At 66.5% G+C, this 23,595-nt stretch carries 27 protein-coding genes and 1 riboswitch; of the genes, 20 read left to right on the top strand and 7 right to left on the bottom strand.

The features are described from left to right. The 5 genes from Q0629_RS02580 to Q0629_RS02600 form a co-directional block, all read right to left on the bottom strand. Positions 1–689 (bottom strand): TlyA family RNA methyltransferase (locus Q0629_RS02580; protein ID WP_298778562.1); only part of this gene is annotated, 689 nt, incomplete at its 3' end. Positions 690–726: 37 nt separating this feature from the next. Next, the gene (dxs, locus tag Q0629_RS02585) at positions 727–2,586 is read right to left on the bottom strand and encodes a 1-deoxy-D-xylulose-5-phosphate synthase (RefSeq protein ID WP_298778565.1); all 1,860 of its coding nucleotides are present in this window, start codon (positions 2,584–2,586) and stop codon (positions 727–729) included. Positions 2,587–2,749: 163 nt separating this feature from the next. Further along, on the bottom strand, positions 2,750–3,562 hold the full coding sequence (locus Q0629_RS02590) for a TIGR02757 family protein (RefSeq protein ID WP_366122979.1): 813 nt from the start codon (positions 3,560–3,562) through the stop codon (positions 2,750–2,752). An 84-nt stretch (positions 3,563–3,646) separates the two neighbouring features. Beyond that, complete coding sequence (locus Q0629_RS02595) at positions 3,647–4,012, bottom strand: desulfoferrodoxin (protein ID WP_298778568.1); 366 nt, start codon at positions 4,010–4,012, stop codon at positions 3,647–3,649. A 195-nt stretch (positions 4,013–4,207) separates the two neighbouring features. Continuing rightward, positions 4,208–4,900 (bottom strand): hypothetical protein, encoded by a 693-nt coding sequence (locus tag Q0629_RS02600; RefSeq protein ID WP_298778571.1) that lies wholly within the window; start codon positions 4,898–4,900, stop codon positions 4,208–4,210. Between the two features lie 317 nt (positions 4,901–5,217). Next, a riboswitch (cobalamin riboswitch) is annotated at positions 5,218–5,394 on the top strand. A gap of 115 nt (positions 5,395–5,509) precedes the next feature. Here Q0629_RS02600 and Q0629_RS02605 point away from each other — a divergent pair. The 20 genes from Q0629_RS02605 to Q0629_RS02700 all read left to right on the top strand — a co-directional run bounded on the left by Q0629_RS02605 (position 5,510) and on the right by Q0629_RS02700 (position 21,611). After that, complete coding sequence (locus Q0629_RS02605; protein ID WP_298778621.1) at positions 5,510–5,896, top strand: BMC domain-containing protein; 387 nt, start codon at positions 5,510–5,512, stop codon at positions 5,894–5,896. After that, on the top strand, positions 5,893–6,345 hold the full coding sequence (locus Q0629_RS02610; protein WP_298778573.1) for a EutP/PduV family microcompartment system protein: 453 nt from the start codon (positions 5,893–5,895) through the stop codon (positions 6,343–6,345). Before Q0629_RS02605 ends, Q0629_RS02610 begins: the two co-directional genes overlap by 4 nt. A 3-nt stretch (positions 6,346–6,348) precedes the next feature. Next, positions 6,349–6,630 (top strand): BMC domain-containing protein, encoded by a 282-nt coding sequence (locus tag Q0629_RS02615; RefSeq protein ID WP_015556705.1) that lies wholly within the window; start codon positions 6,349–6,351, stop codon positions 6,628–6,630. A 53-nt stretch (positions 6,631–6,683) separates the two neighbouring features. After that, complete coding sequence (pduB, locus tag Q0629_RS02620; RefSeq protein WP_298778579.1) at positions 6,684–7,490, top strand: propanediol utilization microcompartment protein PduB; 807 nt, start codon at positions 6,684–6,686, stop codon at positions 7,488–7,490. 35 nt (positions 7,491–7,525) lie between these two features. Continuing rightward, complete coding sequence (locus Q0629_RS02625; RefSeq protein ID WP_298778581.1) at positions 7,526–9,199, top strand: propanediol/glycerol family dehydratase large subunit; 1,674 nt, start codon at positions 7,526–7,528, stop codon at positions 9,197–9,199. Between the two features lie 15 nt (positions 9,200–9,214). Further along, the gene (locus tag Q0629_RS02630) at positions 9,215–9,895 is read left to right on the top strand and encodes a propanediol/glycerol family dehydratase medium subunit (RefSeq protein WP_298778584.1); all 681 of its coding nucleotides are present in this window, start codon (positions 9,215–9,217) and stop codon (positions 9,893–9,895) included. A gap of 24 nt (positions 9,896–9,919) precedes the next feature. After that, positions 9,920–10,456 (top strand): diol dehydratase small subunit, encoded by a 537-nt coding sequence (locus Q0629_RS02635; RefSeq protein ID WP_298778587.1) that lies wholly within the window; start codon positions 9,920–9,922, stop codon positions 10,454–10,456. An 88-nt stretch (positions 10,457–10,544) separates the two neighbouring features. Further along, positions 10,545–12,383 carry a diol dehydratase reactivase subunit alpha gene (locus Q0629_RS02640; protein WP_298778590.1) on the top strand — a complete coding sequence of 613 codons (1,839 nt, stop codon included), beginning with the start codon at positions 10,545–10,547 and terminating at the stop codon, positions 12,381–12,383. Continuing rightward, positions 12,380–12,985 carry a glycerol dehydratase reactivase beta/small subunit family protein gene (locus Q0629_RS02645; protein ID WP_298778593.1) on the top strand — a complete coding sequence of 202 codons (606 nt, stop codon included), beginning with the start codon at positions 12,380–12,382 and terminating at the stop codon, positions 12,983–12,985. The genes Q0629_RS02640 and Q0629_RS02645 overlap by 4 nt, the downstream gene beginning before the upstream one ends. Next, complete coding sequence (locus Q0629_RS02650; protein ID WP_298778595.1) at positions 12,975–13,616, top strand: BMC domain-containing protein; 642 nt, start codon at positions 12,975–12,977, stop codon at positions 13,614–13,616. The genes Q0629_RS02645 and Q0629_RS02650 overlap by 11 nt, the downstream gene beginning before the upstream one ends. Further along, positions 13,613–13,741, top strand: a complete 129-nt coding sequence (locus tag Q0629_RS02655) for a hypothetical protein (protein ID WP_298778597.1) — start codon at positions 13,613–13,615, stop codon at positions 13,739–13,741. The genes Q0629_RS02650 and Q0629_RS02655 overlap by 4 nt, the downstream gene beginning before the upstream one ends. Positions 13,742–13,765: 24 nt before the next feature. Then, entirely contained in the window at positions 13,766–14,746 is a 981-nt protein-coding gene (gene eutJ, locus Q0629_RS02660; RefSeq protein ID WP_298778600.1) for an ethanolamine utilization protein EutJ, read from the top strand. After that, entirely contained in the window at positions 14,733–15,344 is a 612-nt protein-coding gene (locus Q0629_RS02665) for a hypothetical protein (RefSeq protein WP_298778602.1), read from the top strand. The genes eutJ and Q0629_RS02665 overlap by 14 nt, the downstream gene beginning before the upstream one ends. Positions 15,345–15,411: 67 nt before the next feature. Next, entirely contained in the window at positions 15,412–15,705 is a 294-nt protein-coding gene (locus Q0629_RS02670) for a microcompartment protein (protein ID WP_298778603.1), read from the top strand. After that, entirely contained in the window at positions 15,702–15,983 is a 282-nt protein-coding gene (locus Q0629_RS02675; protein ID WP_015556708.1) for a EutN/CcmL family microcompartment protein, read from the top strand. Before Q0629_RS02670 ends, Q0629_RS02675 begins: the two co-directional genes overlap by 4 nt. A 13-nt stretch (positions 15,984–15,996) precedes the next feature. Then, positions 15,997–16,992 carry a cob(I)yrinic acid a,c-diamide adenosyltransferase gene (locus Q0629_RS02680; protein ID WP_298778608.1) on the top strand — a complete coding sequence of 332 codons (996 nt, stop codon included), beginning with the start codon at positions 15,997–15,999 and terminating at the stop codon, positions 16,990–16,992. Between the two features lie 51 nt (positions 16,993–17,043). After that, positions 17,044–18,417 (top strand): aldehyde dehydrogenase family protein, encoded by a 1,374-nt coding sequence (locus tag Q0629_RS02685; RefSeq protein ID WP_298778611.1) that lies wholly within the window; start codon positions 17,044–17,046, stop codon positions 18,415–18,417. 39 nt (positions 18,418–18,456) lie between these two features. Further along, entirely contained in the window at positions 18,457–19,602 is a 1,146-nt protein-coding gene (locus Q0629_RS02690) for an iron-containing alcohol dehydrogenase (RefSeq protein ID WP_298778613.1), read from the top strand. 48 nt (positions 19,603–19,650) lie between these two features. Then, a complete protein-coding gene (locus Q0629_RS02695) occupies positions 19,651–20,997 on the top strand; it encodes a 4Fe-4S dicluster domain-containing protein (RefSeq protein ID WP_298778615.1) in 1,347 nt (448 codons plus the stop codon). A 71-nt stretch (positions 20,998–21,068) separates the two neighbouring features. Next, entirely contained in the window at positions 21,069–21,611 is a 543-nt protein-coding gene (locus Q0629_RS02700) for a BMC domain-containing protein (protein WP_298778616.1), read from the top strand. Positions 21,612–21,704: 93 nt separating this feature from the next. On the opposite strand, the gene Q0629_RS02705 is transcribed toward Q0629_RS02700, so the two are convergent. Next, entirely contained in the window at positions 21,705–22,496 is a 792-nt protein-coding gene (locus Q0629_RS02705; protein WP_298778618.1) for a class I SAM-dependent methyltransferase, read from the bottom strand. A 57-nt stretch (positions 22,497–22,553) separates the two neighbouring features. After that, a complete protein-coding gene (locus Q0629_RS02710; RefSeq protein ID WP_298778619.1) occupies positions 22,554–23,336 on the bottom strand; it encodes a ZIP family metal transporter in 783 nt (260 codons plus the stop codon). Positions 23,337–23,595 lie beyond the last annotated feature (259 nt).

Here is a 23,595-nt window from a genome sequence, read left to right on the forward strand (position 1 = left end):
AGGGGGGACCAGGTGAGGCCCGACACGAAGAGGCCCGTCTCCGCCTCGGCGAAGCCCGTCACCTCGCGCAGGATGGTCGCATGCACCAACGGGTCCCGCACCACGCCGTGGGCCCCCAGTCGTTCGCGCCCCGCCTCGAACTGCGGCTTGATGAGCACGACCGCCTCTCCGGTCGGGGAGAGGAGGGCGTCGACGGCCGGCAGGATCAGCCTCAGGGAGATGAAGGAGGCGTCGCAGACCGCGAGGTCGATCGCCTCCGGGAAGTCCGCCGCCGTCAGGTTGCGGGCGTTCGTCCGGTCCATGACGGCGACGCGCGGGTCGGAGGCGAGGCGCCACAGGAGCTGCCCGTAGCCGACGTCCACGGCGAAGACCCTCCGGGCCCCATGGGCCAGCAGCACGTCCGTGAAGCCGCCGGTCGATGCGCCCAGGTCCGCGCAGGCGCGCCCCTCCGCCGAGAGGCCGGGAAAGGCCTCAAAGGCCCGCAGGAGCTTGTGAGCGCCCCGGCTGGCCCAGCGCGTGCCCTCGTCCACCTCGATGGGAACGTCCGGAGAGATGGCCGTCCCCGCCTTCGTGACGGGACGCCCCTCAACGCGCACCCGCCCCGCCATGATCAGGGCCTGCGCCCTGTTCCTCGTTTCCGCCAGCCCGCGGTCCACCATGAGCCGGTCGAGCCTCTCCCTGGCCTTCATGGTTCAGCCTTCCATGGAAACGGCGCCGCGGGACGGGTCAGACGGCCTGGGAGAGGCCCAGACAGGGCCGGCAGACCTCGACGACGTTCTCAGGCGTCATGCCGTAGAGCGCCCGTTGTTCCTCCGGCGTCGCGTGGGGGACGCAGACGTCCGGCACGCCGAAGCGCCGCAGCAGGGTGGGGGAGCCCGTTTCCGCGATGCGGGCGGCGATGGCCTCCCCGACGCCTGCCTCCATGTAGTTCTCCTCCGCGACGGCCACCAGGGGAAAGCGGCGCAGGACGTCGTCCAGCGTTTCCACGTCCAGGGGCTTGAGCCGGCGCAGGTCGTAGACGGCGGGGAGGGGCAGCCCGGCGGCGTCCGCGGCCTCGCGCGCCGCAAGCATCGTGTGCACCGTCACCCCGTGCCCGATGAGGGCCCACTCCGTGCCGTCCCGGAGCTGGAACGCGCGCAGCGGCTCCGTGCCGGCGAAGAGGTCGTTGCGGGCGGGCAGCGAGCCGCGGGGGTAGCGGATCAGGGTGGGGCCCTCGCGCCGCGCCGCGCGGGCCATCATCTGCCGCAGAGAGGGCTCGTCGGAGGGCGCGTAGACCTCCAGGTTGGGGATGGGGCGGGACCAGGGGACGTCCAGCAGCCCCTGATGGGTGTCCCCGTCCGAGCCCACCAGCCCCGCGCGGTCCACCATCAGGACGACGGGCAGGTTCTGCAGGGCGACGTCGTGCATCAGCTGGTCCATCGCGCGCTGCAGAAACGTGGAGTAGATGAAGACCCACGGCCTCATCCCTCCCGCCGCCAGGCCTGCGGCCATGGTCAGCATGTGGCTCTCGGCGATGCCCACGTCGAAGAACCGCTCCGGGAAGCGCGTCCGAAAGCGCTCCAGCTTGACGCCGGTGGACATGGCGGCGGTGAAGCAGACGACGCGCGGATCCGCCTCTGCCATCTCCTCCGTTGCCTCGGACGCCGCCTCGCTCCAGCTGCGCCGCTTGGGTCCCTTGGCGCTGGAGCGGGGGGACATCTGGTGGTACTTCGTGGGGTCCGCCTCCGCCTCCGGCATCCCCCTTCCCTTCACGGTGTTGAAGTGCAGCAGCACGGGGCGGTCGTAGCGCTTCGCCAGCTCGAAGACCACCTGACAGGCTTCGACGTCGTGGCCGTCGAAGGGCCCCCAGTAGTTGATGTCCAGGTCGTCGAACATGTTGTTCGGCTTCACGAGGCTCTTGATCTGGTCGTGGATGCCCTCCAGGCTCCGCTGCAGGACGCCGCCCGCGGGCAGCACGCGGCAGGCGTCCTTGATGGCGGACTTGATCTTGTTGTAGGACGTGCTGGCGGAGAGGTGTGCCAGCATCGTGGAGAAGCCCCCTACGCAGTTGCTGATGGAGTGCTTGTTGTCGTTCAGGACGATGATGACCTTCGTCTTCGTTTCCTGCACGTAGTTCAGGGCTTCGAGCGCCAGCCCGTTGATGAGGGAGGCGTCCCCGATGAAGGCGACGACGTGCCGGTCCTCGCCCAGCAGGTCGCGGGCCTTGGCGTAGCCCAGCGCGGCGGAGATGGAGGTGCTGCTGTGCCCCGTGTTGAAGTGGTCACAGGGGCTCTCGGAGCGTCGGGGAAAGCCGGAGAGCCCACCCTTCAGGCGCAGCGTGCCGAAGCGGTCGGCCCGGTCGGTGAGGAGCTTGTAGGGGTAGGACTGGTGCCCGACGTCGAAGATGATGCGGTCCTGGACGGGGTTGAAGCAGCGAAGCATGGCGATGGTCAGCTCCACCACCCCCAGGGAGGAGCCGATGTGCCCGCCGTTTTCGCTGACGGTCCTGATGATCTCCTGCCGCACCTCGCTGGCCAGGGCGGGAAGGTCCTTTGGCGCGATCTTCAAAAGGTCCTCGTGCTTGAACTCAGGCGATAAAAAGGTCATGGGAGGCCTCCGAAATCTGTATTTTTTGCCCGCGGAGCCGCGCGATGGGGCGGGGCAAAAGATTTTTTGACTTTTCATTATACAGGAGGCGGCGCGGATTGCTATCGTCCAAAACAGCCAACCGCGCGGGGCTCCGCAGCGATCTTTTGGCCCCGGTGACGCTTCAGCGGGGCGCCTCGGCCGTCAGGTCCTCCTCGCTCATCCCGCTGCGGATGCCGAAGCGCGTCAGGACGAAGTCGTAGCGCGTGGGGTCGCTGGGGCAGATCCGCCGAAAGGCGTCCGTGATCTCAAGGGCGGAGCGCAGGTCCGCCTGCTTCCGACCAGTCAGGCCGAGCCTCGCGGCGATGGCGTGGATGTGGGTGTCCACCGGCATGATGAGGTCCTCCGGACCAAGGATCGTCCAGCCGCCGGGGTCCACGCCGTCGCATCGAACCATCCACTTCAAAAAGAGGAAGAGGCGCTTGCAGGCGCTGCCGTCCCTGGGGGCTGCGATCAGGGGGAAGCCCCCTCGATCCGCCGGCCACAGGGCATCCGCAAAGCGGTCCAGCGCCGGCAGGAGGTTCCGCTTCCCGCCCTCCGCCAGGCAGGCGCGCAGAAGGCCCTCGAGGCTGCCGTGCTCCTGCAGGGCCTGCGCCGCACGGGCGAGGAGCGTCACCACGTCCTCCGACGTGGTGAACCGGTGCTTGAATCCGGCGAGGGCCTCCGGGAAACGCCCGGAGCGCTCCAGGAGGAACCGGCGGGGGTGGGGGCCCAGCGCGTCCAGGACGCGGCGGACGCTCCGCAGGATCTGCGCCACGCGGCCGTAGGCCAGCGACGACGCCACGAGGGCCACGACCTCCCGGTCGGGCAGCTCGTAGGGCTCCAGGAACTCAAGGGGGTCCGGGCTGATGAGCTCGCGTCGGCTGTAGGCGAAGTAGAGCCCCTCCAGGAACGCCCTGAGCCTCCGGTCCCGCCCCTCCGTGTCGGACGTTGCGATCGCCTCCCAAAATTGAAGGAAGGGGAACGGCGACGGCCGTCCCCCTTACGTAATTTGCTGTTTGAATGGGCCGTCTTGAAGCGCTTAGATCTTCGCCTTCCAGAGCCCGTGCTTGTTGCAGTACTCGCGCGCTGTGGCGCCCGGCTCCGCGCTGTCGAAGGCAGCCTCCGGCTTCTCGCCCGGCTTCAGGAAGCAGCGGCAGACGCGCTCGCCGTTGATGACCTCGATCCACTCGATGTAGTGGTCCGCCTCCATGGGATGGGCCGCGCTGCCCACCTTGATGTCCTTGCCCGCACGGACGGGCACGTGCTTTTCCTGGGCCGCGTCCGTGGAGTTCTCCGCCATGACCTTCATGGGCTCCCCGCAGCACGACAGCGTGCCGCCGCCCACGTGAAGCACCTCCACCATGTTGCCGCACTTCGCGCACTTGCAGACGTTCAGCAGTTCCATGACATATTCCCCCCATCGTGATCGGGCCCGCAGGGCGGTGCTTCGCCCGCGGCCCCTATGACTTCAGTGTATCGAAAAACCGGCTTCCGGACAGGGGGGAAACGCTGATTGTGCGTCTTGAGGGTGCTGGCCGTCGGCGGAACCGCCGCGGATGTGAAGGAATATTAATGGACATCCATGCCAAAAAGTTACTCCCTATGAGTAGCTTCCCTTTTTGTCTTTGAGGGAAATATCCCTTGCAATATACAGAAAAGATGATTTTAAAGCTTGAATAATATCGTATGGAATAAACATTTTTAAAAAAAATTCAATAACGGATTGCCTTCCTTCAATGAGTCCGAGTTGTTGAATACGAGCAATGCAGGTCCCTTCATGTTGTTTAGCCTCTTGAAAGACAGGGGTTAAAAACTGGCATATGTGGGGAAGATCGCCCTTATTTCTAGCTCTCAACAAATCCAAAATGACCGCCCTATTAAGATTCAGAGATAATTGAGAATGCCAGTGTTGACTGGAATCTCGTATCGCGTCAAAAAGTAAAAGATCCACGCCACCACTAAAATGCCACGTTGTCATTGAGTGAAATTCCTCTTGTATATTCTTAAAAGCTTTGTGGCTGAAATACCAATTTATACCATTTGGTCCCTGAAGAACGTATTCTGCATCCTCATACGAATGTTTTTCTTTTTCCGAAATATAACCGGCGAAGAAAATATGTGTAAATCCTTGGGAATCAAGGTCAAATTGTTTTAAAAACGGCAAAAATTCTTCTTTTACCAAATTATGATGAGGGTTGGCAAATAATATCCCTACGATGCAATATTTTAGTTTTTTAGGACATACTTGATTTAAACGATATTCAATGCCGCTATATGAATTCAGGGGTATCATAATCATATATCCTTTCATTAAATATAAAATCCCAATCTATCTCCATTATAGATAAAACTTTATTTATTATAACATGTTTTGCATAAAAGAATTTTTAATAAGCTACCGATCTTTCACTGCAACAATTTTAGGAAGTTCGAAAGCTATGCCTGGACCTTAATGTGTAAATGTGTATCGTCAGGGAGTTCTTAGCAAGTCTGGTAAAGAGCCACCTCTCGTGGGGGTAAGGTGACATTATCACTGAACAACGACAAAGTACAACGACAAAAGCACCTCAGCGAGGTTGACACGCAAAAAGAAACTTTGTATCATTACAGACAAGGAAGAACTGGTTTGGTGTTGTGCCGCGTCGATGTTATGGGAAGTCCGGTGAGATTCCGGAGCGGGCCCGCCACTGTAAGTCTGACGAAGCTGCCGTGCCACTGAGCGTTTTGGGAAGGGGCAGCCGAGGGTGAAGACGAGCCAGGAGACCGATCCATGCGGCATAGTGCAGCCTCCCGCGAGGAGTTCGGGGTGCTGCTGAGCGTCATGGTGCGCGTTTGTGCGCCGACGACCTCAGCAGTGCCCCTTTTTTTATGTCGGGGCATTGAGGAAGGAGAGGGGATAGCGATGCCGGATTCGCCGTTTCAGAGGGAGGACGCGGAGGAGGGACGTAGCTCCTCCGGAAACTTTCGCGGGACCCTGGAGTACGTTCCGGGCAAGCAGGTGACGCTGGCCCACGTGATCCGCAACCCCAGGAAGTCCCTGTGTTCCTCCGTCGGAGTGGACCATCCGGGGGCGCTGGGGCTCATGACCATCACGCCGGGCGAGGGGTCCATCATCGCGGCGGACATCGCGTCCAAGTCCGCGGCGGTCAACATCGAGTTCGTGGACCGCTTCACGGGGTGTCTCCTGTTCACGGGGGAGGTCTCCGCGGTGGAAACGGCGCTGCGGGCCACCGTCCAGTCGCTGAAGGACATCCTCGGCTTCTTCCCGGCCTCCATCACCCACTCATGAGCCGCCCCCGCCGCGTCATGGTCATCGGCCGCAGCGGCGCCGGCAAGACGACGCTCATGACGGCCATGGGGTATCGGAGCGGCCCCGTCACGAAGACGGAGGCGGTGTGTTTCACGCCGGAGTGCATCGACACGCCGGGGGAGTTCCTGGAGTCCCCGATCTTCAAGAACACGTTTATGTCGCTTTCCGCCAAGGCGGAGGTGGTCCTGCTCCTGATGGACCCGCTGAAACATTCGTCGTTTCCGCCGCAGATCGCCGCCGTCCTTAGGGCTCACGCCATCGGCGTCGTGACGAAGGCGGACATCGCGGGGCCTGAAAGTCTGGACCTCGCCAGGCGGATGCTGATTCAGGCTGGCGCCAAGGAGGTGTTTATGGTTTCCGCTGTGACCGGGGAGGGCGTGGATGCTCTTAGGGATTGCATCAACAAATACTTTGAGGAGGTGCGGTAGTTTATGAACGGTGAAGCTCTTGGAATGATCGAAACCCGCGGTTTGGTTGGGGCCATCGAGGCCGCAGACGCCATGGTGAAGGCGGCGAACGTCCACCTGATCGGATACGAGAAGATCGGCTCCGCCTACGTGACCGTCATGGTCCGCGGCGACGTGGGTGCGGTGAAGGCCGCCGTTGACGCCGGCGCGGCTGCGGCGAAGCGCGTGGGCGAGGTCGTGTCGGTCCACGTGATCCCAAGACCCCACTCCGACACGGAAAAGCTTCTTCCCAAGTCCGGGGAGTAGTCCCCTCTAGAGCGGGATAATGCACGGTTCTCGATTTTAAGGAGGGGTGAGTTATGGATAAGGACATGGTAAATCAGGTTATGGATGCAGTGATGAAGAGGCTGGGCGACACCCCCGCTCCCGCGGCCCCTGTAGCGGAGAAGGCGTCGGCCGGCGTGGAGCCCTGCTTTGCCAACATCGGGGTGACGGAGTTCGTCGGCACGGCCCAGGGGCACACCATCGGCGCGGTCATCGCCAACGTGGACCCCATCCTGCACCAGATCATGGGGCTGGACCCGAAGTACCGCTCCATCGGCATCATCTCCGACCGCATCGGCGCCGGCCCTCAGATCATGGCGACGGACGAGGCGGTCAAGGCCACGAACACCGAGGTGCTCTCCATTGAGCTGCCGCGCGACACCGAGGGCGGCGCGGGCCACGGCTGCCTCATCCTGCTGGGCGCGGAGGACGTTTCGGACGCCCGGAGGGCCGTCGAGGTGGCGCTCTCCAACGTCCAGAACTACTTCGGCGACGTGTGGGGCAACGAGGTGGGGTACCTCGAGCTGCAGTACACCGCGCGCGCCAGCTACGCCGTGAACAAGGGCCTGGGCGGCCCCCTCGGCAAGGCCTACGGGCTTGTGCTGGGCGCTCCGGCGGGCATCGGCGTCGTCATCTGCGATACGGCGGTGAAGGCGGCTGAGGTGGAGGTCCTCTCCTACGCCTCCCCGTCCAAGACGTCCTACACGAACGAGGCGTTCATCTCGATCACGGGCGACTCCGGCGCCGTGCGCCAGGCCATCCGCGCCGCGCGCGACGTGGGGCTGAAGCTCCTGGGCGCCATGGGGTCGGAGCCGAAGTCCGCTTCGGTCTCCTACATTTAGCGCGTCAGGGCGCGAGTACGTGGAGGTGAACTGTTTTGCCGAAGACAAAACGCAACAAGCGGTTTGAGGTCCTCGAAAACCGGCCGGTCCACAAGGACGGATTCATCGGCGAGTGGGTTGACGTCGGCCTCTACGCCATGGGCAGCCCCAACGACCCCAAGCCCTCCATCAAGATCGAGAACGGCAGGGTCGTGGAGATGGACGGGGTGCGCCGCGAGGACTTCAACATGAACGAGCAGTTCGTGGCGGACTACGCGATCGACCTCGCTATGGCCCCCAAGGCCATGGCCATGAGCGAGCAGGAGATCGCCCACATGCTGGTGGACATCAACGTCCCGCGCACGGAGTGCACGAAGGTCATGCAGGGCCTGACGCCTGCCAAGATCGCCGGCGTGATGGACAAGCTGGACATCGCGGAGATCATCCTGGCCATGCACAAGATGCGCACCCGCGGGAAGCCCGGCAACCAGGCGCACATCACGAGCGCGACGGACAACCCCGTGCTCCTGGTGGCGGACGCGGCCGAGGGCGCCCTGCGCGGCTTCCTCGAGGTGGAAACGACGGTAGCCGTCGTGCGCTATGCGCCCCTGAACGCCCTTTCCCTGCTCGTCGGCTCTCAGACGGGCCGGCCCGGCACGCTGACGCAGTGCTCCCTGGAGGAGGCCTTCGAGCTTCAGATCGGCATGAGGGGCCTGACGGCCTACGCGGAGACGATCTCCGTCTACGGCACGGAGAACGTGTTCATCGACGGCGACGACACCCCGTGGTCCAAGGCGTTCCTGGCCTCCTGCTACGCCTCCCGCGGCCTCAAGATGCGCTTCACCTCCGGGACGGGCAGCGAGGTGCAGATGGGCGCCGCCGAGGGCAAGTCCATGCTGTACCTCGAGGTCCTCTGCATCATGCTGACGAAGGGCGCGGGCGTGCAGGGGCTGCAGAACGGGTCCATCTCCTGCATCGGCGTTCCGGGCGCCGTCCCCTCCGGACTGCGCGCGGTCGCCGCGGAGAACCTGGTGACCACCGCCCTGGACCTTGAGGTGGCCTCCGGGAACGACCAGACCTTCTCCCACTCCGACCTGCGCCGCACGGCCCGCACCATGCCTCAGTTCTTTGCCGGGACGGACTTCGTGTTCTCCGGCTACTCCGGCGTGCCGAACTACGACAACATGTTCGCGGGCTCGAACTGGGACATCGAGGACGAGGACGACTACCTGGCGCTGCAGCGCGACTTCAAGGTGGATGGCGGCAACCGCCCGGTGCTGGAGGCGGACGTCGTCGCGGTCCGAAACAAGGCCGCCCGCGCCCTTCAGGCCGTCTATAAAGAGTTGGGCTTCCCGCCCATCACGGACGAGGAGGTCGAGCTCGCGACCTACGCCAACGGCAGCAAGGACATCACGCCGCGCAACATCCCCGAGGACCTCAAGGCGGCCGAGCGGCTGCTGAAGGAGGGCATCAACGGAGTCAGCGTCGTGAAGGCACTTGCAAAGGGCGGCTTTGAGGACATCGCAAAGAACGTCCTGATGATGCTGAAGCAGCGCATCTCCGGGGACTACCTGCAGACTTCTTCCTGGGTCGCGAAGGACGGTTACGTCTGGAGCGCCGTCAACGATCCCAACACGTACACGGGACCGGGCACCGGCTACCAGCTCTCCCCGGAGCGCTGGGAGGAGATCAAGAACATTCCGTGGGCCATTCGTCCTGAGGACGTATAAGGGGAGGGACAGACGATGCAGGTCAATGAAGATCTTGTCCGTAAGGTTATAGAGGAGGTCATCGCGGAGTTCGCGGCTCAGAGCGCGCCGACTCCGGCGCCTGAGCCAGCTCCGGCGGTGCCGGCCGGGGGAGCCCTGCCCGCCGGCGCGAAGCTCCGCTTCACGGAGGTGGGGCCCGCCAAACGCGGCACGGACCCGAAGGAGGTTGTGGTGGCGCTGCCGCCGGCCTTCGGCACGGAGTTCCATGCCACGATCATCAACGTCCCCCACACCGAGGTGCTGCGCCAGGTGTTCGCGGGGATCGAGGAGGAGGGCTGCAACTACCGCGTCGTCAAGGTCTACCATACGGCGGATGTCGCGTTCATCGCCCACGCCGGTGCCCGGCTCTCCGGGTCCGGGATCGGCATCGGCATCCTCTCGCGCGGCACGGCCGTCATCCACCAGCGGGAGTTGGCCCCCCTGGCCAACCTGGAGCTCTTCCCTCAGAGCCCGCTCCTGGACGCGGAGGTCTTCCGCCAGATCGGGCGGAACGCGGCGAAGTACGCCAAGGGCGAGAACCCCATGCCGGTGCCGACGCGCAACGACCCCATGGCCCGCCCGCGCTACCAGGGCATCGCGGCCCTGCTCCACAACAAGGAGGCCAGCTTCCTCGACCGCACCAAGGCCCCCGTGGAGTTCAAGGTCGAGATCGTGTAGAGAAGGTGACTGATGATGGCTGAGATGAACGAACAGGTTATCGCTGAGATGGTGCGGCAGGTGCTGAAGGGCATGGCCTCCGGCTCCGCGCCTGCGGAGAGCGCGCCCGCGCCGCAGCGGCCAGAGGCGCCGGGCGGCAAGGTCACGGCGAAGGATTATCCCCTTGGGACCAACAGGCCGGACCTGATCCGGTCCCCCACCGGCAAGAAGCTTGACGAATTGACGCTGGACGCCGTGATGAAGGACGTGGCCACGTTCAAGGACTTCACCATCACGCCGGAGGCCCTTGAGCTTCAGGCGCAGGTGGCCGAGTCCGCGGGGAGGCCGCAGATCGGGCGCAACATGCGGCGCGCTGCCGAGCTGACGCGCATTGCCGACGAGCGGGTGCTTGAGATTTACAACGCGCTTCGGCCTCACCGCTCCACGTTCGACGAGCTGATCGCCATCGCGGACGAGCTGGACAATCAGTATCAGGCGCACACCTGCGCGGCGCACGTCCGCGAGGCGGCCGACGTGTACAAGCGCCGCAAGCTCCTCCGCGGCGATCGTCCGGAGTCCTGATCGAAGTTCCACCCGCGCGCACGGACCGGGCCGGCGCGGCCTGATGGTCGCGCCGGCAGGGACGTTTGCCGGTGAAGGAGGCTGTTCCATGGCGGTTATAGCGGGTATCGATATCGGCAACTCAACGACCGAAGTCGCCCTTGGGCGCGTGGAGGGCGGACGGGTGAATTTCCTGTCCTCCTCCATCGCCTTCACCTCTGGCATCAAGGGGACGACGCAGAACGTCCTGGGCGTCCGCAACGCCCTCTCCGACGCCCTGGAGAGGGCGGGATGGGAGCGCGACGACTTTTCAAAGGTGGACCTCATCCGCATCAACCGGGCGGCCCCCGTCATCGGGGAGGTCGCCATGGAAACCGTGACGGAGACGATCATCACGGAGTCCACCATGATCGGGCACAACCCCTCCACCCCTGGCGGTGTCGGCGTCGGCCAGGGGGAAACGGTGGCGTTCGACGGGCTCGCGAACTGCGTTCCGGGCAAGGCCTGCACCGTCGTGGTCCCCGGCTCCGTGGACTACGAACGGGCGGCCGCGGGCATCGCCGCCGCCATGGAGCGCGGCGTTGACGTCACCTGTGCCATCTGCCGAAACGACGACGGCGTCCTCATCGCAAACCGGCTTCCGCGCGTCATCCCCATCGTGGACGAGGTGCGCGCCATCGACCGCGTGCCGCTGGGGATGCAGGCCTGCGTGGAGGTGGCCCCTCCGGGCAGGGTGGTGGAGCTGTTGGCCAACCCCTACGACATCGCGACGATCTTCGGGCTCTCTCCGGACGAAACGCGTCAGGTGGTTCCGGTGGCGCGCGCCCTGGTCGGCAACCGGTCGGCCGTCGTGATCCGGACGCCCCTCGGCGAGGTGAAGGAGCGCCGCATCCCCGCGGGAGAGCTGACCATCGCGGGCCCCAACGGCAAGCGCGGCATCGCCGTGGACGAGGGGGCGGAGAAGATCATGAAGCTCGTTTCCTCCTCGCAGCCCATCTCGGACGTCTTCGGAGAGCCGGGGACGAACGTCGGAGGCATGATGGAGCGCGTGCGCCGCACCATGTCCAACCTGACGGAGATCCCCCTGGCGGACGTACACATCCGCGACCTCCTGGCCGTGGACACCCAGGTGCCGCAGAAGGTGGTGGGGGGCCTGGCGGAGGAGTTCTCGCTGGAGAACGGCGTGGCCCTGGCGGTGATGGTGCAGACGGTGGACCTGCCCATGCAGCGCCTCGCGGCCGCCATCGAGGCGGACCTGCGCGTGAAGGTGGAGATCGGCGGCATCGAGGCGGAGATGGCGATCAAGGGCGCCCTCACTACGCCGGGGACCCGGCAGCCCATGGCCATCCTGGACATGGGGGCGGGCAGCACGGACGCCTCCTTCATGCGCGAAGACGGCTCGGAGAGCCTGATCCACCTGGCCGGAGCGGGCCAGATGGTGAACACGATCATCGCGAGCGAGTTGGGCATCGACAGCATGGACCTGGCGGAGGCCATCAAGCGGACGCCCCTCTGCAAGGCGGAGAGCGTCTACAACATCCGCCTTGAGGACGGGACGGTGCGGTTCTTCGACAAGCCGCTGCCTCCCCACGTCTTCGGCCGGGTCTGCCTCCTGCACAGCGAAACGGACCTGGAGCCCCTCCCTCTGAACAACGTCCCGATGGACCGCATCCGCAGCATCCGGCGCAGCGCAAAACAGCAGGTCTTCGCGGCGAACGCGGTTCGCGCCCTGGAGCGCGTCGCGCCGGCGGGCAACGTCCGCCTGATCGACTTCGTTGTGCTGGTCGGAGGGTCCTCGATGGACTTTGAGATCTCCCCCATGGTGACGCAGGTCCTGTCCCAGTACGGCGTCGTGGCGGGGCGCGGCAACATCCGCGGGACGGAAGGGCCGCGCAACGCGGTGGCCACGGGCCTGGTGCTCTCCTACCTGGACGAGGTCGGGGCATGAAGGGCTGGTGTGAGCGCCTGGCCGACGTGCCGCCGGAGCGGCCGTGCATCGTCCTCCTGCTGGCGGCTGGCGTAGATGAGCGCGTCGCGGAGGCCATCGGCACCGGGTGCGAGGAGGAGGGAATCCCCGCCGCCTGGGAGAGGGCCCTGACGCCGGAGGACACGGCCCACGCGGCCTCTCTGAGGTCCCGCCTGGACGTGGGGGTCCTGGTCATGGAGGCCAGGGCGGCCGTCGGCGTCGCGCAGATTCCGGACCGCCCGTGGCTGGACGTCGGGGCGGATGGGCCGGCGGACTGGCGCTGGGTGGGCCAGGCGGCGGCCCGGATCGTGAAGGGGCAGCCCATGCCGCCGCGGCCGGGCGAGGTCCCGGACCACGAACCGGAGCCCGACCCCGTTGCGCCGCCCACTGCGCCCTCGCCCCTGCCGGAGCCGGAGGTGGGGCTCCTTCCCATGCGCGCGCCCTACGCGGAGGAGCGCGAGAGGGCCGTGGATGCGTTGGTCGCCAGGGTGACGCAGGAGGTCATGAGGCGGCTTCTGGGACTTGGGGACGGCACGGGCATGGCCGAGTCGGATTCGGGAGGGGGCACGAGAGGTGAACGATAGGGAGAGGGTCCGAGGCGCCGTCGGCCTCATCGAAACGGAAGGGCTTCCTGCGGCGATCGCCGCGGCGGACGCCGCGCTGAAGGCGGCCAACGTCGTCCTGGTCGGGCGCGAGAACTCCCGCGGCGGCGGCTTCATGACGGTGAAGATAGCCGGCGACGTCGCCGCGGTGCAGGCCGCGCTGGCGGCGGCCCGCGCCGTCGCGGAGGGCGTGCGGGGCGTTCACTCCGTGCTCACCATCCCGCGCCCTGGGGAGGGGATTGGGGACCGCCTCGTCCGGAACGGGAACACGATGGGGGCGGAACTCCTCAGGCCCGCGCCGCCTGAGCCGGCGCCGTGCGAAGCTGAGGAGGCTGCGGGTACCGCGGCCGATGAGCCGGAATCCGAGGCCGAATGGGACGCTGAACTCCCGGCGGAGGACCGGTCGTCGCGACTGGATGAGGCCGGACTGGCCGTGGCTGGGCCGAGGGCGCTGATGAAGGTCAAGCCTGCTGCGCCCGCCGAAGCGGGAGAGCGGACGTCCGCCGAAGTCGCGGGCGGAGTGGAGGCTGGCGAGGTCGCCCCGGAGCCTGCGGAGGATGAGGCGAAGAAGCCGCGCAAGCGGCGTTCCACGGCCCGGAGGAAGCCGAAGTGAGTGCGGCGGTGATCGCGCGGCCGGACGAGCAGACGGAGCGGCTGTTCCTGCGTCCGGAGGAGCCCGCCCCGGAGGACGGCGAGCGAAGGATTCGGCGCAGGGACTTTCGCGTCGAGGAGGACTGAGCGGCGAGGGGGCTGGCTCTTGCGATGAGCGGCGGGAGAAACGCGAAGGGTAAGGAGGCCGGCCCGGTGGGGCAGGGCCCGGCGGAGCGTAGGGAGGTGGCGGCACCGTCCTTCGACCCGGAGGCCGTGGAACTCCTCGGCGCTCTTGAGGGCGCTTTGCACCGGGAGGAGCCGCTGAACGGCTTCAAGGAGCTCTTCCTCGGGTTCGACCTGGGGACGACGAACCTGGTGCTGGTGGCGCTGAACGAGGAAGGGCGCCCCGTGTCCGCCGTGATGGAGAGCTCCAGGTCCTCCGTCCGGGACGGCGTAATCGTCGATTACATGGCCTCGGTCGAGGGGATGCGGAGGTGCCTCGATCGGCTGGAACGCCGTCTGGGTAGGGCGGGCCTCAGCGCCCTGGGGGCGGCGGCCTTCCCGCCCGGCGTCAGCGAGAAGACGGCCAAAGTATGCGCCAACGTCGTGGAGGCCCTGGGCTTCGACTGCGCGGGGCTGTATGAGGAGCCGACGGCGGCCGCGGCCGCGCTTGGGCTGGAGGACGCGGCGATCGTGGACATCGGCGGCGGCACGACGGGCATCACGATCCTGCAGGGCGGAAGGCCCGTCTACACGGCGGACGAGCCCACGGGCGGCACGCACATGACCCTCGTGTTGGCGGGGAACATGGACGTCAGCTTCGAGGCCGCGGAGGCCGTGAAGCGGACCCCTGCGCGCCAGAGGGAGCTGCTCCCCGTCCTGAGGCCGGTGCTGGAGAAGATGGGCTCGATCGTGAGGCACCACCTCGAGGCGAGCGGCTACTGGGGCCGGGTCCCGACGATCGTCTGCGGCGGCGGCGCGGACCTGCCCGGCGCGGCGGCTGTCCTGACGGCGGCCGTGGGGGCGCCGGTTTCCATGACCCCCCACCCTCTTTTGGTCACGCCGTCGGGGATCGCCCTGAGCCTTTGGCGCGACGTTCGCGGAGGAGAGCGGCAGATCGGGAAGCGAGGTGGGAACGTTGGGCAAGGATGACCTGGAGGTCCTGGTCGAGAGGGTGCTGGAGCGGCTCCGGCGTCCGCGCGTCGGGTTGGTGGCCTCTGCGCCCCTGCCCCCGCTGCCCAAGACGGACCGCTTCGAGTGGATCGCCTACGCCCGCGGCGCGGACGGCGCCCTGGATGGCGTCTGGTGCCCGGAGGAGGAGGGAGCGCACCTTCGCCTGCTGGCCGTCCTGGAGCCGCCCCTCCCGTTGCTGGGGGAGCTCCTCGGCGGCATCCCCTGCACGGCGGAGGGGGCCCTGATCTTCGGGTGCCTCGCGCGTGGCGTGCCGGTGCTCTTGGACGGAACGCGGATCAAGCGCTGGCGCGGGGGCGCGTCGCCCTGGAGCGCCTGGCTTGAAGGATGTCTTGCCCGCCTCGGTGAATGGGGCGTCCAGGTCCTTGGGACCTCGGCCGCCGGTGCCGCTCCGGGGCAGACGCTGGTCCTGAAGGAGCCGGGGTGGACGACCTGGGGCGAGCTGACGGCGCGGCACGACCTGAAGGGCGTCGCTGCCGTGCGCCTGGAGGCTGGGGCGCGGCTGACGCCGGAGGCGCGGGACCGGCTGGCGCGGCTTCGGATCGCGCTGCTCGTTTAAAGCTGAAGCCGCCGCGGGGCCGAGGCCGTGCGGCGGGTCCAAAGGGTCGGGGGGAGAGGACGTGTCGATGAAGTATGAGCTGATTCGGGCTCCGTCGCGCGGGACGCAGGACATGATCCGGCGTCGGGCGCGGGGGGCCGAGGCCCTGGGGTCGCCGAACTGGGGTGCGGTGCTGCTGGTGCAGGGCATGGTCATCGAGGTGCTGGCCGCGGCGGATATCGGCGCGAAGGCCGCGGACGTGGCCGTGACCGAGCTTCTGGGCAACTGCCCGCAGCACATCAACTCCGTCGCCTTCATCGGCACGCCCTCTCAGATCGATCAGGTGCTGAACGCCCTGCGAAACGGAGGAAAGATCTCATGATGCTGGGAAAGGTGGTCGGCTCCATCGTCGCCACCCGCAAGGACGAGCGCCTTGTGGGCCAGAAACTGCTCCTGGTGGAGCCGCTGGTCCGGCGCGGAGATGGGGCGCTGGACGGGGACCGCGACCGAATGTTAGTGAGCGTGGACGTGGTGGGCGCGGGCCGCGGCGAAACGGTCCTCCTCGTCAGCGGGTCCACGGCGCGCGCGGCCGTGTCCCTTCCGGATTCGCCCATCGATGCCTGCATCATCGGCATCGTGGACGAGGTGGACCTCTCCTGAGGGGGGCTTGGCGATGAGCGCACGAATCTACACGGGCGGGGGCGACCACGGCGAAACCCGGCTCTGGGACGGACAGAGGGTGTCGAAGCGGGACCCGCGCATCGAGCTGAACGGGACGCTGGACGAGGCCGGTGCCCTCATCGGGCTGGCGCGTGGCCTGGGGCCGGCGGCGATGCAGGACGACCTGCTGAGGGTCCAGAGGCTGCTGCAGGACCTGATGGCGTACGTCGCGCGGGGGCGTCGGGAGGCAAAGGTCCCGGTGGCGTCCTCCCTTGAGGCGTGGATCGACGAGCTCCTGGAGGGCTATCCGATGCGGCCAGAGTTCGTCCTTCCGGGCGATTCTCCCGCGGGCGGCGCGCTGCACGCGGCGCGGGCCGTCGCGCGGAGGGCGGAGCGGGCGGCGCTGCCGCTGTGGGACGGTGGAGGGGTGATCGAGGAGGAGGCCTACCGCCTCATCAACCGCCTGTCGGACCTCCTATACGTCCTGGCGCACAAGGCGGACGTGGAAACGCAGGTGGCGCGCATCGTCCGGACCATCAGCGAGGGGGAGGCGGAGCCGTCGCGCGGACCGGAGGTCCCGGCGCAGGAGGTCACGCTGGACGAGGCGCTCGAGGTGATCGAGTGCGCCCGGACGGCGGCGGAGGCGATCGGGCTTCCTGTGGTCGTCGCCGTTTGCTCGCCGGACGCCGTTCCCGTCGCCTTTCAGCGGATGAAGGACTCCCTTCCGGTGAGCGTCCGCCTGTCCGCCAGCAAGGCGGCGACGGCGCTGAAGATGAAGATGGACACGGACAGGCTGACCCCCCTCGTCCAACCGGGCGCGCCGCTCTACGGCCTGAACAACGACCCGGACATCGTGGTCTTCGGCGGCGGCCGGCTCCTGATGGACAAGGGCGTCATCGTGGGCGCAGTGGGGGTCAGCGGCGGGACGGTGGAGCAGGATACGGGCGTGGCGGACGCGGCGGTGCGCTGTTTTGAAGGGCTTCGGCAGACGGGCGCGCAGGCGCAGTGAGGTTCGGTACTTTTAGGGCGGGGCGGAGGCCCCAGGAGGAGGCGCCAGGCAATGGACACCCGGCAGATGGAGAAGATCGTCCGCGATGTCATCCTCAAGATGCAGGAGGAGCGGGGCGAGGGGAACGGGAGCGAGGTCGCGGTCCTGACGGAGCGCGCGCGGGCTGCTCAGGCGATATGGCACGGCGATTTCAACATTGCGGCCAAGACGGCCGTCATCACCAAACTGCGCCAGGACCTTCGCCCGCACGTCGAGGAGTTGGCGAAGATGGCCTGCGAGGAAACGGGGATGGGCCGCTTTGAGGACAAGGTCCTGAAGAAAAGGGTGGCGATCGAGAAGACGCCGGGCCCGGAGTTCTTCACGACGCACGCCGTGTCCGGGGACAACGGCCTGGTGCTGGAGGAGCTGGCGCCCTTTGGCGTCATCGCCTCGATCTGCCCCTCGACGAACCCCGTCGCGTCCGTCATCAACAACACGATCTGCATGATCGCGGGCGGCAACGCGGTGGTGTTCGCTCCGCACCCCGGCGCGGCGAAGTGCACGCACCGGACGGTGGAGATCGTCATGAAGTCGCTCCGCGAGAGCGGCGCGCCGGACGGGCTGATCTCCTCGCTGCAGCACGTTTCGCTGGACGCCATGAACGAGCTCATGACGAGCCCGAACGTGAACCTGATCTCCGCTACGGGGGGGCCGGGCGTGGTGCGGGCGGCACTGCAGTCCGGAAAGCCCGCCATCGGCGCGGGGCCCGGCAACCCGCCGGTCGTCGTGGACGAAACGGCGGACGTTGAGCAGGCGGCCATCGACATCATCACGGGTGCGAGCTTTGACAACAACCTGCAGTGTATCGCGGAGAAGGAGATCATCGCCGTCAACTGCATCGCGGACGACCTGAGGGCCGCCATGCTGAGGAATGGCGCCTTCGAGCTGAAGGACCCGGCGAAGGTCGACGAGCTCCTGAAGATGACCCTTGAGAAGGGCAAGCCCAGCCGAAAGTGGGTGGGGCGTTCGGCCTCGCTGCTCCTGGAGCAGTTGGGGTACAAGGTGGAGCCCAAGACGCGCATCATCCTGGTGGAAACGGGGGAGGACCACCCCTTCGCGCAGGAGGAGATGCTGATGCCCATCCTGCCGCTCATCCGCGCGGCGGACTTCGAGGAGGCCCTGGCCATGGCGAAGCGCCTGGAACACGGCTTCCGCCACTCCGCCTGCATCCACAGCAGCAACGTCAACCACATGAGCCGCATGGCGCGCGAGATGCAGACCACGGTGTTCGTCAAGAACGCGCCGACCCTGGCCGCCATCGGAGTGGGCGGGGACTGCCCGACCGCCTTCACCATCGCGACGGCCACGGGCGAGGGGCCAACGACCCCGGCCTCGTTCTGTCGAACGCGGCGCTGCGTGCTGCACGGAGCCTTCAGAATCATTTGATTTCATCCGAAAAACCGTTGTCTTATGGAGGGAAGTTTCATGAAGGTGTTCACCATCCCCACGGTCAACGTGGTGGGGCGCGGCAGCGTGAAGGAGATCGGCTCCATGGCCGCGCGCTTCGGCTCAAAGACGGCCCTGGTGGTGGCCTCGACGGGGGACGTGGGACTGGCTCAGGCGCAGCTCGTTGCGGACGTCCTGAAGGGCTCCGGAATCGACGCGGAGCTCTTCTGCAAGGTGACGCCCAACCCCCTCGAGGAGACGGTGATGGAGGGCCTTGCCCTGTACGGGGAAAGGGGCTGTGGGTTTTTGGTGGCCGTGGGCGGCGGGAGCGCTATGGACGCGGCCAAGGGCATCGGCATCCTGGCGACGAACGGCGGACGCATCGAGGACTACGCGGGGGTGGATAAGGTCAGGACCCCCATCCCGCCCCTGATCGCCGTGGCGACGACGGCCGGGACGGGCAGCGAGGTGACGCAGTTCGCGGTGATCTCCGACGCGAACCACAACAAGATGACCCTGAACGACCGGGACATGCTGCCGACCATCTCCGTCAACGACCCGGAGATGATGCTCTCCATGCCCCCCGCCCTCACGGCCGCCACGGGCATGGACGCGCTGACCCATGCCATTGAGGCCTACGTCTCGACGGAGTCCTCGCCCCTGACGGACGGTCGGGCCTGGGCGGCGACGAACCTCATCGCTCAGAACCTCCCGCGGGCCGTGCAGGAGGGGACGAACGTGGAGGTGCGGGAGCGCATGTGCTACGGCAGCTTCCTGGCAGGCATCGCCTTCAACAACGCGGGGCTGGGCCTGGTGCACGCCATGGCGCACCCGCTGGGGGGGCATTACAACCTGCCCCACGGGCTGTGCAACGCGCTGCTCCTGCCTACGGTGTGCCGCTTCAACCTGACCTTCGACACGGTCCCGCGCTTCGCGGCCCTCGCCAGGGCCTTCGGCGTCGCCCACGACTGGCGTCCGGACCGGGAGAACGCGGAGGCCTGCCTCAAGGCGATCGACGACGTGAAGCGCGAGGCGGGTCTGAAGGAGTCCCTGAGGGCCCACGGCGTGAAGCGCGAGGACTTTCCCCTGCTGGCGGACAGGGCGCTTCTGGAAACGGTGGGGGCGACGAACCCGCGGCCCTTCGACCGGGCCGACGTCATCGCGCTGTACGAGGAAGCGTTCTAACGCCGCCCGTGGGGCGTCCGCGGCGGAGGGAATCTGGGGGGATGGTTCATGGACTTTCTTGAGTGCGTAAAATCCGCCGGCGTCGTGGGTGCGGGGGGCGCAGGATTCCCCACCCACGTGAAGCTCAACGCGAAGGCGGAGTACTTTATCGTCAACGCGGCGGAGTGCGAGCCCCTGATCGAAACGGACAAGTACCTGTGCCGCACCTTCCCGGACCGCATCGTTCAGGCCGTGTCCGCGACTGCCGCTCAGGTCGGCGCGAGCCGTGCCGTCATCGCCATCAAGGCGGAGTACGGGGCGGAGATCGCGGCCCTGAAGGAGGCCGTGCGGGTCCAGGGCGCCGACGTGACCTTCTGCGAGATGCCCGCCTTCTACCCTGCGGGCGACGAGCAGGTCATGGTGCAGCTCGTGACGGGCCGCAGCATCCCTGAGCGTGGCCTGCCCCTGAACGTCGGGGCGGTGGTGGACAACGTGGGGACGATGCTCAACGTCGCGGATGCCCTGGAGGGGAAGCCCGTGACGGACAAGTTCCTGTCGGTGACGGGCGCGGTGGCGAAGCCCGTCGTCCTTCGCGTGCCGCTGGGGACGAACGTCCGCGAGTGTACCGCGGCGGCGGACCTCGCCGTCGGAGGCGATTACGCCGTGCTGGTGGGCGGCCCCATGATGGGCAGGGTGCTGACGGACCCGAAGGCGATCGACGGGAACGTCGTCACCAAGACGACGGGGAACCTGGCGATCCTTCCGATGGACCACTACCTCGTCACGCGGGCGGTCCTGTCCATCGAGAACATGAAACACCAGGCCCGCAGCGCCTGCGTGCAGTGCCGCATGTGCACGGACATGTGCCCGCGCCACCTCATTGGGCACGAGGTGACGCCGCACCAGGTGATGCGAAACGTCTGGCGCGAGGAGAACCTCCCCGACGAGGAATACGTCCGCTGCTTCGGCAGCGCCCTCAACTGCTGCGACTGCGGCCTGTGCGAGATGTTCTCGTGCCCCATGGGGCTCTCTCCGAGGCGGATCAACGGCTGGTTCAAACAGAGGTTTCGGGAGAAGGGGCTGAACAAGGAGCGCAACATGGAGCCGCTGGCGCAGCGCTTCCTCGACCTGCGGCGCGTGCCCACGTCCCGCCTCTACGCCCGCCTTGGGCTGGGAGGCTGGCACGGAGTCCACGTCCGGGAGCCCCATCGCTCCCTCGCCCCCCAGTGCGTGTACGTCCCCTTCCGACAGCACATCGGCAAGCCCGCCGTCCCGATCGTCCACGTCGGGGACCGGGTGGAGCGCGGCGCGCTCGTCGCCTCCGCTCAGGAGGGCGTGTCGGCAAACGTCCACACGGGCCTTGCCGGTCTGGTGCAGTCCATCGACGAGAACGGCGCGCTCATCGTCGCCGGCTGACGGCCCCGTTTCGCTGTGGGGATGGCTGCATCAGGCTGCATCAGGGAAGGACAATCAAGAGGGGGGAGAGGATGTTGAACAACGCGATCGGCATGGTGGAGCTGAACAGCATCGCGGTCGGCATAGAGACGTGTGATTTTATGGTGAAGGCCGCTCAGGTGGACCTCCTGAGGGCGTCCACCGTCTGTCCGGGAAAGTACATCGTCATCGTCGGCGGAGAGGTCAGCGCCGTGCAGTCCTCCATGAAGACGGGCCGCGCCAATGCCGGACCGGCGCTTGTGGACTGTCTTCTGCTCCCGAACGTCCATCCGCAGGTGGCCCCGGCCATCGCGATGACCTCTCAGGTGCGGACGTTCGGAGCCGTCGGGGTGCTTGAGTTCTTCTCCATCGCGAGCGCCGTCAAGGCGGCCGACGTCGCGGCGAAGGCCGCGGACGTGTCGCTGATCGAGGTCCGCATGGGGCTGGCCGTAGGCGGCAAGGGGTTCGTCACACTGACGGGCCAGGTGTCGGCGGTCAGGACGGCCGTGGCCGCAGCCGCCGCGAAGGCGGAGCTCATGGTCGCCTCCACGGTGATCCCCCGTCCCTCTCCGGCACTCGTGCAGTCGCTGCTGTAGGGCGGTCAGGCGAAGGGCCGGCCTTTGCGGACAAGGGCCGGCCCTGAGAGAGGATGGCGCTCCCGCTCCCCTGACGGGGCGGCGCTGGACGGGCTACTTTCGTCCCATCAGCAGCGTGGACCCTCCAAGGAAGAGGAATTTTGCCTCCCTGGGGCTCATGAACAGGCCCTGCGTCGTGTCGATGATCTGCACTTCCTGATACCCCATGCCCTGCAGCCTCTCGACGAACGCCTGCATGTCCCCGTACCTGGCGCGGGACATGAGGTCGTGCAGGGCGAAGGTCCCGCCCTTTTTCAGGACCCGCAGCGTCTCCAGGAGGACGTCCTGCCGGTTTACTCCAACGATGTTGTGGTAGCAGTAGTTGCTGGTGACCGCGTCGAAGCTCTCGTCCGGAAAATCGAGCTTCACCGCGTTGCCCTGAAGGAAGCGGACGTTGCTCACGCCCTCCGCCAGGGCGTTGTCCTCGCAGAGCTTCTTGTTGTACGAGGCGTAGGTGATCCCCCACAGGTCGACCCCCGTCATGCTTCCCCGCGGGTTCCTCTTCGCGCAGGCGATGGTCAGCGCGCCGCTGCCGCAGCCCACGTCGAGCCCGCATCCGCCGTCGGGCAGATGGACGTATTGCGCGACCCCCTCGACGATGGCCCGCGCGAGCTGTCTTTTGCCGTTGTAGTCAAAGGCCCGATACAGCGCGATGCCGAGCGTCAGAAGGACGAGGCAGACGGCGCTTGCGAGCCCCAGCACGACGGCCAGAACGCCCCGCGCCGTGTCGGAAACGCCGGTCCCCAGGACTCCCAGGGCAAGGAAGAACAGCAGGACGACGGCGGTTACGACGGCGAGGGCGACGAGCAGGCCCTTCGGCACCCAGTTCTTGTAGTTCGGTTTCATGAGAAATCCCTCCAGTCGATAAAAATTCAAAAACGTGGCTCCGCGGGCCCCATTCGATTACCCAAGGGCCACGTCCAGAGCCATCATCAGGGTGAACCCGGCGGCGAACATCAGGCCGCCGACGTCGGAGTGCTTGCCCGACGAGAACTCCGGGATCAGCTCCTCCACCACGACGTAGAACATCGCTCCGGCCGCGAAGCTCAGAAAGTAGGGCATGAGGGGCGTGAAGACCTCCGCCGCCCAGAGCATCAGGACGGCGGCGACGGGTTCCACCGCGCCGGACAGGATGCCCTCGACGCAGGCGCGGCGCCGACTCTCCCCCTCCGCGTGGAGCGGCATGGAGATGATGGCGCCCTCCGGGAAGTTCTGAATGGCGATGCCGAGCGCCAGGGCCATGGCGCCACCCGCAGTGATCTCCTCCACGCCGGACAGGAGCCCCGCGTAGACGATCCCCACGGCCATGCCCTCGGGGACGTTGTGCAGCGTGACGGCGAGGGAGAGCATCGTCGTTCGCGGGAGGTGGGTTCTGGGACCCTCGGCCTCCTGAGCGTCCATGTGCAGGTGCGGGACGACCCGGTCCAGCAGGAGGAGGAACAGGGTCCCTGCCCAATAGCCGACCGCCGCAGGGAAAAAGGCGAAGGCCCCAAGGGGCTCGCTCTGCTCTATGGCGGGGATCAACAGGCTCCAGATCGACGCGGCGGTCATGACCCCCGCGGCAAAGCCGGTGAGCGCCCGTCGAATGGTGTCGTTGAGCTCCCCCTTCATGAAGAACACGCAGGCTGCGCCGAGGGACGTCCCCAGAAAGGGGATCAGGATCCCCTGAAACACTTGAAGATTCATGAACCTTACCTCGCCTTTCGTACCCCTTCGCGCCCTGACAGGGGGATTTGTGTTCAAGCTCCCGTGTGTGTCCTGCCTCCCCGTTCCCGTTCGGACGTTAACGGGGGTAAATCATTTAATTATAATCCATTCTCGTCATCCGCGAGGCGTATAATGAGGACGGGGAGGCAACGGTGATGGACATCATGACGATGCTGTTTGATCAGGAAACGGCGACGCGGAATTACGTTGACAGGGTGCGCCGCGAGGCGGCGGAACA

The sequence above is a fragment of the uncultured Fretibacterium sp. genome, from assembly GCF_938030725.1.
Classification (GTDB): domain Bacteria; phylum Synergistota; class Synergistia; order Synergistales; family Aminobacteriaceae; genus Fretibacterium.

Coding starts and splice junctions, on each gene's coding strand:
- dxs (WP_298778565.1), bottom strand. CDS start 2,586: ATGACCTTTTTATCGCCTGAGTTCAAGCACGAGGACCTTTTGAAGATC.
- Q0629_RS02595 (WP_298778568.1), bottom strand. CDS start 4,012: ATGGAACTGCTGAACGTCTGCAAGTGCGCGAAGTGCGGCAACATGGTG.
- Q0629_RS02600 (WP_298778571.1), bottom strand. CDS start 4,900: ATGATACCCCTGAATTCATATAGCGGCATTGAATATCGTTTAAATCAA.
- Q0629_RS02605 (WP_298778621.1), top strand. CDS start 5,510: ATGCCGGATTCGCCGTTTCAGAGGGAGGACGCGGAGGAGGGACGTAGC.
- Q0629_RS02610 (WP_298778573.1), top strand. CDS start 5,893: ATGAGCCGCCCCCGCCGCGTCATGGTCATCGGCCGCAGCGGCGCCGGC.
- Q0629_RS02615 (WP_015556705.1), top strand. CDS start 6,349: ATGAACGGTGAAGCTCTTGGAATGATCGAAACCCGCGGTTTGGTTGGG.
- pduB (WP_298778579.1), top strand. CDS start 6,684: ATGGATAAGGACATGGTAAATCAGGTTATGGATGCAGTGATGAAGAGG.
- Q0629_RS02630 (WP_298778584.1), top strand. CDS start 9,215: ATGCAGGTCAATGAAGATCTTGTCCGTAAGGTTATAGAGGAGGTCATC.
- Q0629_RS02635 (WP_298778587.1), top strand. CDS start 9,920: ATGAACGAACAGGTTATCGCTGAGATGGTGCGGCAGGTGCTGAAGGGC.
- Q0629_RS02640 (WP_298778590.1), top strand. CDS start 10,545: ATGGCGGTTATAGCGGGTATCGATATCGGCAACTCAACGACCGAAGTC.
- Q0629_RS02645 (WP_298778593.1), top strand. CDS start 12,380: ATGAAGGGCTGGTGTGAGCGCCTGGCCGACGTGCCGCCGGAGCGGCCG.
- eutJ (WP_298778600.1), top strand. CDS start 13,766: ATGAGCGGCGGGAGAAACGCGAAGGGTAAGGAGGCCGGCCCGGTGGGG.
- Q0629_RS02670 (WP_298778603.1), top strand. CDS start 15,412: ATGAAGTATGAGCTGATTCGGGCTCCGTCGCGCGGGACGCAGGACATG.
- Q0629_RS02675 (WP_015556708.1), top strand. CDS start 15,702: ATGATGCTGGGAAAGGTGGTCGGCTCCATCGTCGCCACCCGCAAGGAC.
- Q0629_RS02680 (WP_298778608.1), top strand. CDS start 15,997: ATGAGCGCACGAATCTACACGGGCGGGGGCGACCACGGCGAAACCCGG.
- Q0629_RS02685 (WP_298778611.1), top strand. CDS start 17,044: ATGGACACCCGGCAGATGGAGAAGATCGTCCGCGATGTCATCCTCAAG.
- Q0629_RS02690 (WP_298778613.1), top strand. CDS start 18,457: ATGAAGGTGTTCACCATCCCCACGGTCAACGTGGTGGGGCGCGGCAGC.
- Q0629_RS02695 (WP_298778615.1), top strand. CDS start 19,651: ATGGACTTTCTTGAGTGCGTAAAATCCGCCGGCGTCGTGGGTGCGGGG.
- Q0629_RS02700 (WP_298778616.1), top strand. CDS start 21,069: ATGTTGAACAACGCGATCGGCATGGTGGAGCTGAACAGCATCGCGGTC.
- Q0629_RS02705 (WP_298778618.1), bottom strand. CDS start 22,496: ATGAAACCGAACTACAAGAACTGGGTGCCGAAGGGCCTGCTCGTCGCC.
- Q0629_RS02710 (WP_298778619.1), bottom strand. CDS start 23,336: ATGAATCTTCAAGTGTTTCAGGGGATCCTGATCCCCTTTCTGGGGACG.